Origin of the sequence: Duganella guangzhouensis, assembly GCF_009674535.1 — a bacterium.
Lineage (GTDB): Bacteria > Pseudomonadota > Gammaproteobacteria > Burkholderiales > Burkholderiaceae_D > Rugamonas > Rugamonas guangzhouensis.
This window is the reverse complement of record NZ_WKJK01000016.1, coordinates 108,879-121,609: the sequence shown is the minus strand read 5'-3', so window position 1 is coordinate 121,609 and position 12,731 is coordinate 108,879. Positions and strand designations below refer to the sequence as shown.

Annotated in this window: 19 protein-coding genes; 11 read left to right on the top strand and 8 right to left on the bottom strand. The window is 61.7% G+C overall.

Annotation, left to right across the window (positions count from 1 at the left end):
* Window position 1: 1 nt before the first annotated feature.
* Window positions 2-478 (bottom strand): bacterioferritin, encoded by a 477-nt coding sequence (gene bfr / locus GJ699_RS25780; protein ID WP_154381770.1) that lies wholly within the window; start codon window positions 476-478, stop codon window positions 2-4.
* Window positions 479-704: 226 nt separating this feature from the next.
* Here bfr and GJ699_RS25775 point away from each other — a divergent pair, with 226 nt between their 5' ends.
* Complete coding sequence (locus GJ699_RS25775; protein WP_154381768.1) at window positions 705-1,241, top strand: pyridoxamine 5'-phosphate oxidase family protein; 537 nt, start codon at window positions 705-707, stop codon at window positions 1,239-1,241.
* A gap of 6 nt (window positions 1,242-1,247) precedes the next feature.
* Here GJ699_RS25775 and GJ699_RS25770 read toward each other — a convergent pair whose 3' ends face one another.
* The gene (locus GJ699_RS25770) at window positions 1,248-1,940 is read right to left on the bottom strand and encodes an energy transducer TonB (RefSeq protein ID WP_154381766.1); all 693 of its coding nucleotides are present in this window, start codon (window positions 1,938-1,940) and stop codon (window positions 1,248-1,250) included.
* Window position 1,941: 1 nt separating this feature from the next.
* Window positions 1,942-2,163 (bottom strand): (2Fe-2S)-binding protein, encoded by a 222-nt coding sequence (locus tag GJ699_RS25765; protein ID WP_154381764.1) that lies wholly within the window; start codon window positions 2,161-2,163, stop codon window positions 1,942-1,944.
* 240 nt (window positions 2,164-2,403) lie between these two features.
* Between GJ699_RS25765 and GJ699_RS25760 the strand changes: the two genes are divergently transcribed.
* From GJ699_RS25760 to GJ699_RS25740, 5 genes are all read left to right on the top strand, one after another.
* Window positions 2,404-2,670: a FeoA family protein gene (locus GJ699_RS25760; protein WP_154381762.1), complete on the top strand. Its 267-nt coding sequence runs from the start codon at window positions 2,404-2,406 to the stop codon at window positions 2,668-2,670.
* A gap of 3 nt (window positions 2,671-2,673) precedes the next feature.
* Window positions 2,674-4,578, top strand: coding sequence for a ferrous iron transporter B (gene feoB, locus GJ699_RS25755; RefSeq protein WP_154381760.1), 1,905 nt, complete (start codon window positions 2,674-2,676; stop codon window positions 4,576-4,578).
* A 1-nt stretch (window position 4,579) separates the two neighbouring features.
* A complete protein-coding gene (locus GJ699_RS25750) occupies window positions 4,580-4,855 on the top strand; it encodes a DUF6587 family protein (protein WP_154381758.1) in 276 nt (91 codons plus the stop codon).
* Window positions 4,856-4,951: 96 nt separating this feature from the next.
* Window positions 4,952-5,221: a BrnT family toxin gene (locus GJ699_RS25745; RefSeq protein WP_154381756.1), complete on the top strand. Its 270-nt coding sequence runs from the start codon at window positions 4,952-4,954 to the stop codon at window positions 5,219-5,221.
* Window positions 5,205-5,501, top strand: a complete 297-nt coding sequence (locus GJ699_RS25740; RefSeq protein ID WP_154381754.1) for a BrnA antitoxin family protein — start codon at window positions 5,205-5,207, stop codon at window positions 5,499-5,501. Before GJ699_RS25745 ends, GJ699_RS25740 begins: the two co-directional genes overlap by 17 nt.
* 3 nt (window positions 5,502-5,504) lie before the next feature.
* On the opposite strand, the gene GJ699_RS25735 is transcribed toward GJ699_RS25740, so the two are convergent.
* Window positions 5,505-7,112, bottom strand: coding sequence for an FMN-binding glutamate synthase family protein (locus GJ699_RS25735; RefSeq protein WP_154381855.1), 1,608 nt, complete (start codon window positions 7,110-7,112; stop codon window positions 5,505-5,507).
* A gap of 155 nt (window positions 7,113-7,267) precedes the next feature.
* Here GJ699_RS25735 and GJ699_RS25730 point away from each other — a divergent pair, with 155 nt between their 5' ends.
* Both GJ699_RS25730 and GJ699_RS35020 read left to right on the top strand, forming a co-directional pair.
* Window positions 7,268-7,939 (top strand): glutathione S-transferase, encoded by a 672-nt coding sequence (locus tag GJ699_RS25730; RefSeq protein ID WP_154381752.1) that lies wholly within the window; start codon window positions 7,268-7,270, stop codon window positions 7,937-7,939.
* A gap of 16 nt (window positions 7,940-7,955) precedes the next feature.
* On the top strand, window positions 7,956-8,084 hold the full coding sequence (locus GJ699_RS35020) for a hypothetical protein (RefSeq protein ID WP_267877742.1): 129 nt from the start codon (window positions 7,956-7,958) through the stop codon (window positions 8,082-8,084).
* A 15-nt stretch (window positions 8,085-8,099) separates the two neighbouring features.
* On the opposite strand, the gene GJ699_RS25725 is transcribed toward GJ699_RS35020, so the two are convergent.
* Entirely contained in the window at window positions 8,100-8,252 is a 153-nt protein-coding gene (locus GJ699_RS25725) for a PIN domain-containing protein (protein WP_195763648.1), read from the bottom strand.
* A complete protein-coding gene (locus GJ699_RS25720; protein ID WP_154381750.1) occupies window positions 8,209-8,583 on the bottom strand; it encodes a hypothetical protein in 375 nt (124 codons plus the stop codon). Before GJ699_RS25720 ends, GJ699_RS25725 begins: the two co-directional genes overlap by 44 nt.
* Here GJ699_RS25720 and GJ699_RS25715 point away from each other — a divergent pair.
* Together GJ699_RS25715 and GJ699_RS25710 are read left to right on the top strand one after the other, a co-directional pair.
* Entirely contained in the window at window positions 8,582-9,355 is a 774-nt protein-coding gene (locus GJ699_RS25715) for a 5'-3' exonuclease (protein ID WP_154381748.1), read from the top strand. The two genes, GJ699_RS25720 and GJ699_RS25715, sit on opposite strands and share 2 nt — an antisense overlap.
* Window positions 9,356-9,371: 16 nt before the next feature.
* Window positions 9,372-9,821, top strand: coding sequence for an ANTAR domain-containing protein (locus GJ699_RS25710; protein WP_154381746.1), 450 nt, complete (start codon window positions 9,372-9,374; stop codon window positions 9,819-9,821).
* Here GJ699_RS25710 and mnmA read toward each other — a convergent pair whose 3' ends face one another.
* Window positions 9,822-10,940 carry a tRNA 2-thiouridine(34) synthase MnmA gene (gene mnmA, locus GJ699_RS25705; protein WP_154381744.1) on the bottom strand — a complete coding sequence of 373 codons (1,119 nt, stop codon included), beginning with the start codon at window positions 10,938-10,940 and terminating at the stop codon, window positions 9,822-9,824.
* A gap of 3 nt (window positions 10,941-10,943) precedes the next feature.
* Complete coding sequence (locus GJ699_RS25700; protein WP_154381742.1) at window positions 10,944-11,441, bottom strand: NUDIX hydrolase; 498 nt, start codon at window positions 11,439-11,441, stop codon at window positions 10,944-10,946.
* A 177-nt stretch (window positions 11,442-11,618) separates the two neighbouring features.
* Between GJ699_RS25700 and GJ699_RS25695 the strand changes: the two genes are divergently transcribed.
* Window positions 11,619-12,731, top strand: coding sequence for a Re/Si-specific NAD(P)(+) transhydrogenase subunit alpha (locus GJ699_RS25695; RefSeq protein WP_154381740.1), 1,113 nt, complete (start codon window positions 11,619-11,621; stop codon window positions 12,729-12,731).

Here is a 12,731-nt window from a genome sequence, read left to right as displayed (position 1 = left end):
CTTATTCTTCTTCGCTCATCTGGCTTTGCAGGTAGTTCTGGATGCCCACTTTGCCGATCAGGTCCAGCTGGGTTTCCAGCCAGTCGATATGTTCTTCGGTGTCTTCCAGGATCATCAGCAGCAAGTCGCGCGACACGTAGTCGGCGGCCTTCTCGGCGGCGGCGATGCCTTCCTTGACGGTGATCTGCGCGCCGCGTTCCAGTTTCAGGTCGCAGTTCAGGATCTCTTCGGTGTTTTCACCCACTAGCACCTTGTGCATGGCTTGCAGGTTAGGCAGGCCATCCAGCATCAGGATGCGGTCGATCAGTTTGTCGGCGTGCTTCATTTCGCCGATCGATTCTTCCCATTCCTTCTTGCCGATCTTCTCCAGGCCCCAGTGCTTGTACATCTTGGCGTGCAGGAAGTACTGGTTGATCGCGGTGAGTTCGTTGGTCAGCTGTGCGTTCAGCAGACGAATGACTTCTTGGTCGCCCTTCATGGGAGTCTTTCTGTGTTGGTTGCGAATGGCGCCATTGTGCCACGAATCGATAGCGGATGTGTAGCGAATGTCTGATAATTTCGTCGAAATAGTGGCTAATTTCTGTTATTGAGAGCATTGGTGCAAATGAAAACCATTAGCATTCTGACTCCGTCTGTGTGAGGCAACCCACTGTGGCCGGCGGCGCCCGGCATTACCATGAAAGCTCAACTACAGGAGCTATGCCATGGATTCCATCAACGCCCACCAACCCGAAAGCAATCACCAGGACTTGATCGGCGAGGACGCCGTGCGCAAGATCCGCGATTTCGTCGACAGCACGCCCGGCTGCTTCTTCTGCACCAATGACGCCGAGGGCGGTCCCGGCGACGCGCGGCCGATGACGGCGCTGCAGGTCGATGAGCTGGGCAATGTCTGGTTTGTCTCCGCCAGCGACAGCCTGAAGAATCAGGAGCTGGCGGCCGATCCGTCGGCCACGCTGTACTTCCAGGGCTCGGCGCATGCCGAGTTCATGCACCTGGAAGGCATCGCCACCGTGTCGCGCGACCCGGTCAAGATCAAGGAGTTGTGGAGTTTTACGATGAAGACCTGGTTCACCGGCGGCGAGGACGACCCGCGCATCACGGTGATCAAGTTTGCGCCGACGTACGGCTACTATTGGGATACCAAACACGGCAGGGCGGTGGCCAGCGTCAAGATGCTGATCGGCGCCGTAATCGGCAAAACCCTCGACGATTCGGTCGAGGGCAGGCTGGATCTGTAAGGCAGTTTAGCCGAGCTGGAAGTTAATCGGCACCAGCGCGTACACGGGGATGGCTTTGCCGTCCTCGACATGCGGCTTGTACAGTGCGCGCAGCACGGCCTGGCGGCCGGCTTCATCCAGGTTGGCCGAGCCGGACGATTTCTGCACCGTCACCTGTTCGGCCGTACCCTTTTCCCCGATCAGCACGCGCAACGTCACGGTCCCGCTCTCGCCCATGCGGCGCGAGATGCTTGGGTACACCGGTTGCGGCACGCGGATATATTCCACCCCCGATACGGTCTTCGGCGTCGACGGTTGCGGCGGCGCCGGTGGTGACACTTGCGCCGATGGCACGGCGTTGGCCGGTGCCGGTTCGCTAGGACGCGGCTGTGGCGGCGGCAACGTGATGGTCGGTTCGGTCTGAACGATGTTCAGCTGCGGCAGTGGCGGCACAAAGGTCTGCTTGGGCGTGACCAGCGGCACTTCCTTCGGTGGCGGCGGCGTCTTGAGCGGCTCCGGCGAGGCCACGAAGGTGACGTTCACCACCTGCGGCAGAATGGCATGCGTAACGGTGCGCAGCATGCCGGAATAGGCGAGATAAAACAGAACCACGTGACCTACAACAATCCCGGCAAGCGGGGCCATCTTGCGGCTGCGGCGCTTGAACGCCAGCGCCAGGCCGGCGTCGTCTACCGACGCCGTGTAGGTCATTGTATTCATATTAGTTAGTGAAAACGGGACGTTTCAGCACGGTTTCCTGAATCTCGCTGGCGGCTTGCGCGGCCAGGTGTTCGTTCAGGATCTCTTCAGCGCAGGAGAAGCATTGGCCACAGCAGGTGGCAACGCCGAGGGCGCCACGCAGCTCTTCCATGGAAGTGATGCCGAATTCCATGGCTTGACGGATTTCGCGGTCGGAAATGTTGTTGCAAACACAAACAATCATTGATGCACCTTCTGGCTGGGCTGAATAAGGCTGGATTAAGTTCTTTCTGACATGATTGATAGCTACTTAATGCGAATCATTATCATTAATCGTATACTGCCGTAAACCGCAGCGGTATGCAAGCTAAATAGTAGTCATTCGCATTACCGTTTATAATGCTACTATCTTATATCTGACGAGAATGCCTCGTTAGCCACGCCGCAGCCCGCAGCCAGCGGCGTCCACTGACCGGATTTGCTCATGACGCACGCTGTTCCCCTGATGACCCTGGATGCACTGCAAGTTGGCGCGATCGCCACCGTGGTTCATATATCCCCTGGCTCCGCCGACGAAGGCGGCCCCGCCCTGTCGCGCCGCCTGATGGAGCTGGGCTTTGTGCCCGGTGAAAAAATCCGCATGCTGAAGCGCGGCATGCCGGGCGGTGAACCGTTGGCGATCAAGGTCGGCAACTCCACCTTTGCATTGCGCCGCTTTGAAGCAGCGCTGGTCTCGATTCAACCGGAATAAATAATGGGTGCAGTAGAAAACGTGGCGCCACAAGCGCAAGTGTTGTCCCGGGCGCCGATGATGGCCTTGTTGGGTAATCCGAATTGCGGCAAGACCGCGCTGTTCAACCGTCTGACCGGCGCGCGCCAGAAGGTCGCCAACTATGCCGGCGTGACCATCGAACGCAAGGAAGGCGCGTTCACCACCGGTGGCGGCAACGCCTTCCGCGTGCTGGACCTGCCGGGCGCCTATAGTCTGAGCGCCCATACCCCGGACGAGGAAATCACCCGCGACGTGGTGGCCGGCCTGCGTGCCAACGAGGCGGCGCCGGACGTGGTGGTGTGCGTGGTTAATGCCACCAATCTGCGTCTGAATCTGCGCCTGGTGCTGGAGATTAAACGTCTGGGCCTGCCGATGATCCTGGCGCTGAATATGGTCGACGTGGCCAAGAAGCGCGGCATCATTATCGACGCCGAGCGGCTGTCCAAAGAGCTGGGCATGCCGGTGGTGGAAACCGTGGCGGTGCAGGCCGGCGGCGAGAAGTCGCTGCTGCGCGCGCTGGACCAGATGTGGCCACTGGCCGAAAGCAAACCGCATCCGCTGTCGGCCATCGACGCCGTCAGCGTGGAAGACACGCAGCGCGAAGTGCGCCGCATCCTCGACCTGGTGGTCAGCGCGCCGGCGCATACCGACGATACGCTGTCGGAAAAGATCGACAACGTGGTGCTGCATCCGGTGGTCGGCCCGATCATCCTGGCGGTGCTGATGTTCCTGGTGTTCCAGGCGGTGTTCACCTGGGCCGCGCCGCCGATGGACTTCATCAAAGACAGCGTCGACCATCTGGGCGGCGTGGTGCGCGACCTGATGCCGGACGGCGTGCTGCGCGGGCTGGTGGTGGATGGCATCCTGAGCGGCACCGGCAACGTGCTGGTGTTCCTGCCGCAGATTCTGATCCTGTTCTTCTTCATCCTGGTGCTGGAAGACTGCGGCTATCTGCCGCGCGCGGCCTTCCTGCTGGATCGTCTGATGGGTGGCGTTGGTCTGTCGGGCCGCGCCTTCATTCCGCTGCTGTCCAGCTTTGCCTGCGCGATTCCGGGCGTGATGGCGGCACGTACCATCCAGAATCCGCGCGACCGCCTGGTCACCATCATGATCGCGCCGCTGATGACGTGCTCGGCGCGGCTGCCGGTGTATGCGCTGATTATTGCCGCCTTCATTCCGGAACGCGAAGTGTATGGCTTCCTCAGCCTGCAAGGGCTGGTGCTGTTTGCGCTGTACTTCGCCGGCATCTTCTCGGCGATGGCAGTGGCTTACTTCTTCAAGCGCACGCTGGGCGCCAACCAGAAGCAGCCGCTGATGCTGGAACTGCCGGCCTATCACTGGCCGCACATGCAGAATCTGGCGCTGGGCTTGTGGGAGCGCGCGCGCATCTTCCTGACCCGCGTTGGTACCGTGATTTTGACGCTGATGGTGCTGCTGTGGTTCCTCAGCTCCTTCCCGGGCGCACCGGAAGGCGCGACCCATCCGCCGATTTACTACAGCCTGGCCGGCCTGTTGGGCCGTGGTCTGGAATACATCTTCGCGCCGATTGGTTTCAACTGGCAGATCTGCATCGCGCTGGTGCCGGGCCTGGCCGCGCGTGAAGTGGCGGTGGGCGCGCTGGGCACGGTGTACGCGCTGTCGCAGACCGGTGAAGAGCTGGCGCAGTCGCTGGAGCCGATCATCGCCTCGTCGTGGGCGCTGCCGACCGCGCTGTCGCTGCTGGCCTGGTATGTGTTTGCGCCGCAGTGCATGTCGACCTTGTCGGTGGTGCGGCGCGAGACCGGCAGCACGCGCTATGCGTTGCTGATGGCCGCTTATATGTTCGCGCTGGCTTACATCGCTTCGTTCCTGACTTACCGGATTTCGCTGGCCCTTGTGGGAGGCTAATATGTGGCAAGAGATTATCGTTGCACTGATTGTGATCGCGGCACTGGCGCACTTCTGCACCAAGTACTTGCCGGAGGCGCTGCGGCGTCAGATTGTTATTGCACTGAGCAAGCGCGGTTACGATGAGGCCAAGCTGTCCAAGGTCTTCAACCTCAAGTCCGGCTGCGGCGACGATGGTGGCGGCTGCTCCAGCTGCGGCTCGTGCGACACCACGCCGACCAAGTCCAACCCCGCCACCCCGCATCAGCGCGTCATCAAGCTGCACGTGCAGCGCTAAGTCCCATCCCCTGCGGCGGCGCAAAGCCGCCCGCTGCCGTCCGTTTTAGTCTTGTCCGCAGATGATTGATTTCTCAATTTCTGCGGATAAGATGAAATGGCGATCACCTTCGATCCCAAGAAAGACAAGCTCAACCGGCGCAAGCACGGCATTTCGCTGTCGGCCGCGTCTGGGTTTGACTGGGACAACGCGGTTGTTTGGACTGACGACCGGTATGCTTATATGGAACTTCGCGAGTGTGCGATAGGTCTAATTGGATATCGTTTATATCATGTGACGTTTGTGGATCGCGGCGATATGAGGCGTATCATAAGTTTGCGCAAAGCGAGTCCAGAGGAGGAGTGTCGATATGTTGGACAAAAGTAAAATCATTCTGTCGACGCCAGAGGAGTCGGCGGCTATTACTGCGGCGGCGTTGTCCGATCCGGACGCGCAGCCGTTGACGGAAGAAGAGCTGGCGCAATTTCGGCCGTGGCGGGCGCGCTTGTTGGCGCCACCCGGCTCGCCGATGGTGACGCTGACGATGGAGTTCGATGCCGCCACCATCGATGCGTTCAAGCGCCAGGGTGACGACTGGCAGCAGGGCATTAACGCCGTGCTGCGCGAGTGGGCGATCCGGCGCGGCTATGTGCCGTTTCCCGCCTGAGCTTCAACCGCAATACGGATCGAACGATTCCGCTTGCGCCATCGGCCAGTACTGGCCGAACACTGGCGGCAGGCGCGCCAGTTGGCTTGGGTCGAGCAGCTCGCCCGGCTCCAGATAGGGCAGCAGCGCCGAGGCCAGCTTGACCTGGTTGGACGAGATGCGCCGCACCAGGTGGCGCGGACGCAGTTGCGATGGATGCGTCATGCCGGCGGCGGCGATCAGCTGCGCCAGCGCCTTCATGGTGTTCTCGTGGAAGTTGGCCACGCGCTGGATTTTGTCCGGCACCACCAGCGCGCGCTGGCGCGACGGGTCTTGGGTGGCGACGCCGGTCGGGCAGCGGTCGGTATGGCAGCTTTGCGACTGGATGCAGCCCAGTGAGAACATGAAGCCACGCGCCGAGTTGCACCAGTCCGCGCCCAGCGCCAGCGTGCGCGCGATGTCGAACGCGGTGATGATTTTGCCCGAGGCGCCGATCTTGATCTTGTCGCGCAGATTGGCGCCGACCAGCGTGTTATGCACCAGCAGCAGCGCTTCCTGCAGTGGCGTGCCGATATGGTCGGTGAACTCGACCGGCGCGGCGCCGGTGCCGCCCTCGCCACCATCGACCACGATGAAGTCGGGCACGATGCCGGTGGCCAGCATGGCTTTGACGATGCCGAAGAATTCCCATGGGTGACCGATGGCCAGCTTGAAGCCGGTCGGCTTGCCGCCCGACAGCTCGCGCAGCCGGTCGATGAATTCCAGCATTTCAATCGGTGTGCTGAAGGCTGAATGGCGCGATGGCGACACGCAATCCTGGCCCATCGGCACGCCGCGCGTCAGCGCGATCTCGGGCGTGATCTTGGCCGCCGGCAGCACGCCGCCGTGGCCGGGCTTGGCGCCCTGCGACATCTTCAGCTCGATCATCTTGACCTGCGGCGCGGTGGCGTTGGCGACGAAGCGCTCCTCGGAGAAGGTGCCGTCGGCATTGCGGCAGCCGAAGTAGCCGGAGCCGATTTCCCACACCAGGTCGCCGCCGTTCTGGCGGTGGTGCGGGCTGATGCTGCCTTCGCCGGTGTCGTGCATGAAGCCGCCCTGTTTGGCGCCGCCGTTCAGCGCCAGGATGGCGTTGGCCGACAGCGCGCCAAAGCTCATCGCCGAGATGTTGAACACGCTGGCCGAATACGGTTGCGCGCGCCGGCAGTCGGGATGGTTGCCGATCTCGATGCGGAAGTCGTGGTGCTGTTCGGGCGCCGGCGCGATCGAATGGTTGATCCATTCGTAGCCGGCGGCGTAGACGTCGAGCTGGGTGCCGAACGGGCGCTTGTCGGTGTCCTGCTTGGCGCGCTGGTAGACGATGCTGCGCTGGTTGCGCGAGAACGGTTCGGCCACCATGTCGTCTTCCAGGAAGTACTGGCGGATTTCGGGGCGGATCGATTCGAAGAAGAAGCGGAAGTGCGCCAGGATCGGGTAATTGCGGCGCAGCGCGCGCTTGGTTTGCAGCAGGTCGGTGATGCCGACAATGGTCAGCGCGGCGGCGACGGCGGCGATTTCCCACGGTGCGTGCAGGGCCAGCGAGGCCAGCAGGGTGACAACCGAGGCATTAAAGGCAAGGTAACGCGGTGACAGCAGATTCATGTACTCTCCGGCGGCGGCTCTGAAATATCAGTGTACTGCTGTTTCCCGACGGAATCCATATCCGCTTGGCGGGAGCGGGCACGGTGGCGGCAACAATGCTAAGCTAGCGGTTTGCGGCGCACGGCCGTTCTTTTTTCGGGATATCCACCATGATCGTTGTCCATCATCTCAACAATTCACGTTCGCAGCGGGTGCTGTGGCTGTTGGAGGAGCTGGGGCTGGAGTATGAAATCGTGCGCTACCAGCGCGATCCCAAGACCATGCTGGCGCCGCCGGAGTTGAAGGCGATTCACCCGTTGGGCAAGTCGCCGGTGATTACGGATGGCGAGGCGGTGGTGGCCGAGTCGGGCGCGATTGTCGAGTATCTGATCGAGACGTACGGCAATGGCCGCTTGATTCCGCCGGCCGGCAGCGAGGAGCGTCGCCGCTGGCGTTATTTCCTGCACTATGCCGAAGGCTCGGCGATGGCGCCGCTGCTGATGAAGCTGATCTTTGACCGCGTCGAGAGCGGCCCGGCACCGTTCTTCGTCAAGCCGATCGCGCGCGGCATTGCGCAAAAGGTCAAGGGCAGCTATATCCAACCGCAGATCAGCACGCACCTGGATTATCTGGAAGCCGAGTTGGGCAAGTCAGCCTGGTTTGCCGGCAGCGAATTCACCGCCGCTGACATCCAGATGAGCTTCCCGCTGGAAGCTGCCGCCGCCCGCGCCGGCCTCAACGACAGCCGACCTAAGCTGATGGCCTTCCTCAAACGCATCCACGCCCGCCCAGCCTTCCAGCGCGCGCTCGAACGCGGCGGCCCCTATGAGCTGCTGAAATAGCGCGATTACTCAGACGGTGAAGCCGGTTGGCGAAGCGTTGTATGACGCCAACCGCGCTGGCCTGAACACCGGCAAGTTTATCGATGCCGACAAGAAGATCCGTGAACTGGCCGATCAACTGTTCCCTGGCGGCGCCGGCCTGTAAGCGCTCGATTCGCGCCTACCAGATCGTTTGCACATGCGGGTAGGCCCGCATGGCGGCGTCGATGGTCACCAGCGGGACGTTCAGCTGCATGGCGGTGGCCACGATGATGCGGTCGGCGGGATCGTTATTCAGCCTGGCGGAACGGATCTTCCGCCGGCGTGACAACATCACCGCAGTACAGCACGCTACCGCGCAGTTTTTCATCCGGCCCGGAGCGCCACGGTCGGACGTCCAGTATGGGCTCGCCGTTTTCGGTGATGAAATAAATTTTCTCCGAGGCGGCGATTTCGCGGATCGCGGCCAGTGGATTGGCAAGGAACTCTTCAAGGGACATAGTGGGCCACATGGCTTTCTCCTTTGCGAAAACAGGAGTCCATGGTACGCCGCCGGCAGCGCGCCGCAAGCGCGCTCCGCCGCCGCCTTGCGCTGCCTCATGCGGTAATGGCGGTCTGGTCGGGTAGAATGGCGGCTTGACCAAAGCCCGGATGAAGTTGAACATGGGTAGACTCCTTGCCATTGACGGCCTCAATATTGTGCGCCGTGTCTACGAAGCCAGCCCCGAACCTGATAGCCCCGAAAAGGCCGAGATCGCGCTGCGCCACGCGCTGTCCTCGTTCCGCACCCTGGTCAACGACCACGAACCGACCCACCTGCTGCCGGCCTTCGATTTCGGCGGCCGCACCTGGCGCCACGATCTTTACCAAGGCTACCGCGAGGGCCGCGCGCCAATGCCGCAGCCGTTGCGCGACGCGCTGCCAGCTTTCTACGACAAGCTGCGCGGCATCGGCATGCATCCGGTGTCGCTGCCGGAAGTCGAGGCCGACGATGTGATCGGCACCGTGGTGCTGCGCTGGCTGGCCGAGGGACGCGGCGAAGCCACCGTCGCCAGCACCGACAAGGATTTGCATTGCCTGATCGCCCAGGGTGCCCGCGTCTGGGACCATTTCAAGTCCGAATGGCATGATCACGGCTGGGTCGAAAAGAAGTGGGGCGTGCCGCCCGATCAGCTGCCGGATCTGCTGGCGCTGATGGGCGATGTCACCGATTCCATTCCCGGCGTGTCCAAGGTCGGCGTCAAAACCGCCGCCAAACTGTTGCGTACTTACGGCACTCTGGACGGGATTATGGCCGGCGCTGGCATTCTGAAAGATACCCTTGGAGAAACACTACGAAAAGAACGAGAAATGCTGTATCTTTCTCGACAACTAGTGCAGTTAAAAACAGATGTGCGTATCGGCGTCACTTGGAACATGCTGGCGTGGTCGCACTAAGAACAAGGTTTGCAAGATGTTAAAAGCAGTCATCATCGACTCCAGCGCCGTCGCTCGCGGCCTGCTGAATACCGTGCTGCTGGATGGCGGCTACGACGTCGCTGGCCAGGCCCATACCGTGGCGGCTGGCGTCACGTTGCTGATCAAGTACAACCCGCACATCGTCTGTATCGCCAAGGAATTGGTGCAGGATGCCGAAGCGGAGGTGCGCGAGCTCCACGCCAAGTGGCCGAAGGCGCTGATTTTCATGATTTCCAGCGAGTTCGATGCCGCCACCATTCAGTCGGCGCATGCGATGGGCGTCAGCGGCTTTATCGTCAAGCCGTTCAAGGCCGATACCGTGCTGAATACGATCCGCAACGTGGTGATCGCCATGGTCAAGCGCCAGCGCGCCGCCATGGCCAAAGCGGAAGCGGCGACTGAAACGCCGCCCGAGGAAGAAGGCGGCGAACCCGCCGCCGGCTGATTACGCGCCGAAGCTCGAGCTGTCGATGATGCCGCCGCCCAGGCACACATCACCGTCGTACAGCACGGCCGACTGACCCGGCGTCACCGCCCACTGGGCATCCATGAATTTGAGCGCGAAGTCGGACTCGCCTTGCGGCGCCACTTCGCACGCCACGTCGGCCTGACGATAGCGGGTCTTGGCCGACAGCGCGCGCGCTTCCGGCGCCACGCCAGCGACCCAACTGGCCTGGTCGGCGCGCAGCGTCGACGACAGCAGCCATGGATGGTCATGGCCCTGCACGATGTACAGCACGTTGTTGACCACATCCTTTTTCGCCACATACCAGGCGTCGCTGGAGCCGTCGGCGTTCTGATACGACTTCACGCCGCCAACGCCGATGCCCTTGCGCTGGCCCAGCGTGTAGAACGACAGGCCAACGTGCTCGCCCACCACCTTGCCGTCCGGGGTCATCATCGGACCGGGCTTGTATGACAGGTAGCGGTTCAAGAATTCGCGGAACGGGCGCTCGCCGATGAAGCAGATGCCGGTCGAATCCTTTTTGGCCGCATTCGGCAGCTGGAGTTTTTCAGCGATCTTGCGCACTTCGGTTTTCGGGATTTCGCCCAGCGGGAACAAGGTCTTCGACAACTGCGCCTGATTCAGGCGGTGCAGGAAGTAGCTCTGGTCCTTGGTATGGTCGACCGCCTTCAGCAGCTCGGCCTTGCCGTTGTGCTGGCGCACGCGCGCGTAGTGGCCGGTGGCGATCAGGTCCGCGCCCAGCGTCATCGCATGGTCGAGGAAGGCTTTGAATTTGATTTCGGCATTGCACAGCACATCGGGATTCGGCGTGCGGCCGGCCTGGTACTCGCGCAGGAAGTCGGCAAACACGCGGTCCTTGTATTCGCTGGCGAAGTTGACCGCTTCGATGTCGACCCCGACCACGTCGGCCACCGAGGCGGCGTCGATCCAGTCCTGGCGGGTGGAGCAGTATTCGGAGTCGTCATCGTCTTCCCAGTTCTTCATGAACAGGCCGATTACCTCGTAGCCCTGTTCCTTCAGCAGCCACGCCGAGACCGAGGAATCCACCCCGCCCGACATGCCGATGACGACTCTTTTTTTGCCCGACCCGTTACTCATTACTTATCCATTCGCAGTGCTAACCGCTTCCTTGTAGACGGAAGCGTGTGTTTGTATCAGTTCCAGCGGCGCGCGGCGGCCCGCCAGGTATTCGTCCACGCATTGCAGCACCGTTGGGCTGCGGTGACGGTCGGCGCAGGCGGCCAGTTCGTCGCGCGTCAGCCACATGGTGCGCAAAATGCCTTCGTCCAGTTGGCGCTCGTGTTTCTCGCCAGGGTAGCCGCAGAACGTGAAGCGCAGATAGGTCACTTCCTCGCCGGTGCGGTTGGAGGTGTAGCGCGACATATACATGCCGACCAGCGCGGTCGGCGTGAAATCGTAGGCGGTTTCCTCCAGCGTTTCGCGGATGACGGCCTGCTCCAGCGATTCATACGGATCGAGATGGCCGGCCGGCTGGTTGATGCGGATGCCGTCGCTGGTGACTTCTTCGATCAGCAAGAACTTGCCATCTTTTTCGACGATGGCGGCGACAGTAACAGAGGGTTTCCAGATACGCGGCATGAGTCATCCTTGAAAGAGCCGATATTTTAGCCTGTTCCAGCCTTTTGGTTTGAGCTGGAACAAATTTAGCGGGTAATTAATGACAAATAGTAATACTTGAAATGATGAAACCGATGTTTCATGGCCTAAAAAACCATGTTAGATTGTAGTCAGTTTATTAATCGTTTTGGAGGCACCATGAGAATAAGCGTACCGGCCGAAACTCGGCCGGGGGAGACCCGGGTGGCAGCCACGCCGGAGACTGTGAAAAAGTTGGCCGCGAAGCATCAGATACTGGTGCAGGCGGGTGCCGGTCTTGCCGCCTCGGTGACGGATGAAGCCTATGTCGCAGCTGGTGCACAAATCGTGCCCGCCAGCGAGGTGTGGGTGGCGGACGTGATCCTCAAGGTGCGTGCCCCCAATCCCGAGGAGCGGGCGCAGATCAAGCCGGGGACGGTGCTGATCGGCATGCTGAATCCTTTTGATGCGGACAACAACGCGGCGATGGCGGCGGCCGGGCTGCAGGCGTTCGCGCTGGAAGCGGTGCCGCGCATCACGCGGGCGCAGTCGATGGACGTGCTGTCGTCGCAGGCCAACATCGCTGGCTACAAGGCGGTGATGGTGGCGGCCAATACCTACCAGCGCTTCATGCCGATGCTGATGACGGCGGCCGGCACGGTGAAGGCGGCGCGGGTCCTGATCATGGGCGTCGGCGTGGCGGGCTTGCAGGCGATTGCCACCGCCAAGCGCCTGGGCGCGGTGATCGAGGCGTCCGATGTGCGGCCGCCGGTCAAGGAGCAGGTGGAGTCGCTGGGCGCCAAGTTCATCGACGTGCCGTATCTGACCGATGAAGAGAAAGAGATCGCGCAGGGCACCGGCGGCTACGCGCGGCCGATGCCGGCCGACTGGATGCGCCGCCAGTCCGAGCTGGTGCACGAACGCGCCAAGCTGGCCGACATCATCATCACCACCGCACTGATACCGGGCCGCCCGGCGCCGGTGCTGATTTCCGAAGAGACGGTGAAGGCCATGAAGCCGGGCTCCGTGATCGTCGACCTGGCGGTGTCGCAAGGCGGCAACTGCCCGTTGTCGGAGCTGGGCAAGACGGTGGTCAAGCATGGCGTGCATATCGTCGGCGAGCCGGATCTGGCCACCCACGTCGCGGCCGATGCCTCGGCGCTGTATGCGCGCAACGTGCTGGACTTCCTCAAGCTGATTATCGATAAAGAGGACAAGTTAGTCATCGATCGCGAGGACGAGATCATCAAGGCCACGCTGCTGAGCACTGGCGGCGAACTGCTGCGCAAATAA

Bases quoted from the DNA above. Each gene is read 5' to 3' on its own strand.
- bfr (WP_154381770.1), bottom strand. From the start codon at position 478: ATGAAGGGCGACCAAGAAGTCATTCGTCTGCTGAACGCACAGCTGACC.
- GJ699_RS25775 (WP_154381768.1), top strand. From the start codon at position 705: ATGGATTCCATCAACGCCCACCAACCCGAAAGCAATCACCAGGACTTG.
- GJ699_RS25770 (WP_154381766.1), bottom strand. From the start codon at position 1,940: ATGAATACAATGACCTACACGGCGTCGGTAGACGACGCCGGCCTGGCG.
- GJ699_RS25765 (WP_154381764.1), bottom strand. From the start codon at position 2,163: ATGATTGTTTGTGTTTGCAACAACATTTCCGACCGCGAAATCCGTCAA.
- GJ699_RS25760 (WP_154381762.1), top strand. From the start codon at position 2,404: ATGACGCACGCTGTTCCCCTGATGACCCTGGATGCACTGCAAGTTGGC.
- feoB (WP_154381760.1), top strand. From the start codon at position 2,674: ATGGGTGCAGTAGAAAACGTGGCGCCACAAGCGCAAGTGTTGTCCCGG.
- GJ699_RS25750 (WP_154381758.1), top strand. From the start codon at position 4,580: ATGTGGCAAGAGATTATCGTTGCACTGATTGTGATCGCGGCACTGGCG.
- GJ699_RS25745 (WP_154381756.1), top strand. From the start codon at position 4,952: ATGGCGATCACCTTCGATCCCAAGAAAGACAAGCTCAACCGGCGCAAG.
- GJ699_RS25740 (WP_154381754.1), top strand. From the start codon at position 5,205: ATGTTGGACAAAAGTAAAATCATTCTGTCGACGCCAGAGGAGTCGGCG.
- GJ699_RS25730 (WP_154381752.1), top strand. From the start codon at position 7,268: ATGATCGTTGTCCATCATCTCAACAATTCACGTTCGCAGCGGGTGCTG.
- GJ699_RS25725 (WP_195763648.1), bottom strand. From the start codon at position 8,252: ATGTTGTCACGCCGGCGGAAGATCCGTTCCGCCAGGCTGAATAACGAT.
- GJ699_RS25715 (WP_154381748.1), top strand. From the start codon at position 8,582: ATGGGTAGACTCCTTGCCATTGACGGCCTCAATATTGTGCGCCGTGTC.
- GJ699_RS25720 (WP_154381750.1), bottom strand. From the start codon at position 8,583: ATGTTCAACTTCATCCGGGCTTTGGTCAAGCCGCCATTCTACCCGACC.
- GJ699_RS25710 (WP_154381746.1), top strand. From the start codon at position 9,372: ATGTTAAAAGCAGTCATCATCGACTCCAGCGCCGTCGCTCGCGGCCTG.
- mnmA (WP_154381744.1), bottom strand. From the start codon at position 10,940: ATGAGTAACGGGTCGGGCAAAAAAAGAGTCGTCATCGGCATGTCGGGC.
- GJ699_RS25700 (WP_154381742.1), bottom strand. From the start codon at position 11,441: ATGCCGCGTATCTGGAAACCCTCTGTTACTGTCGCCGCCATCGTCGAA.
- GJ699_RS25695 (WP_154381740.1), top strand. From the start codon at position 11,619: ATGAGAATAAGCGTACCGGCCGAAACTCGGCCGGGGGAGACCCGGGTG.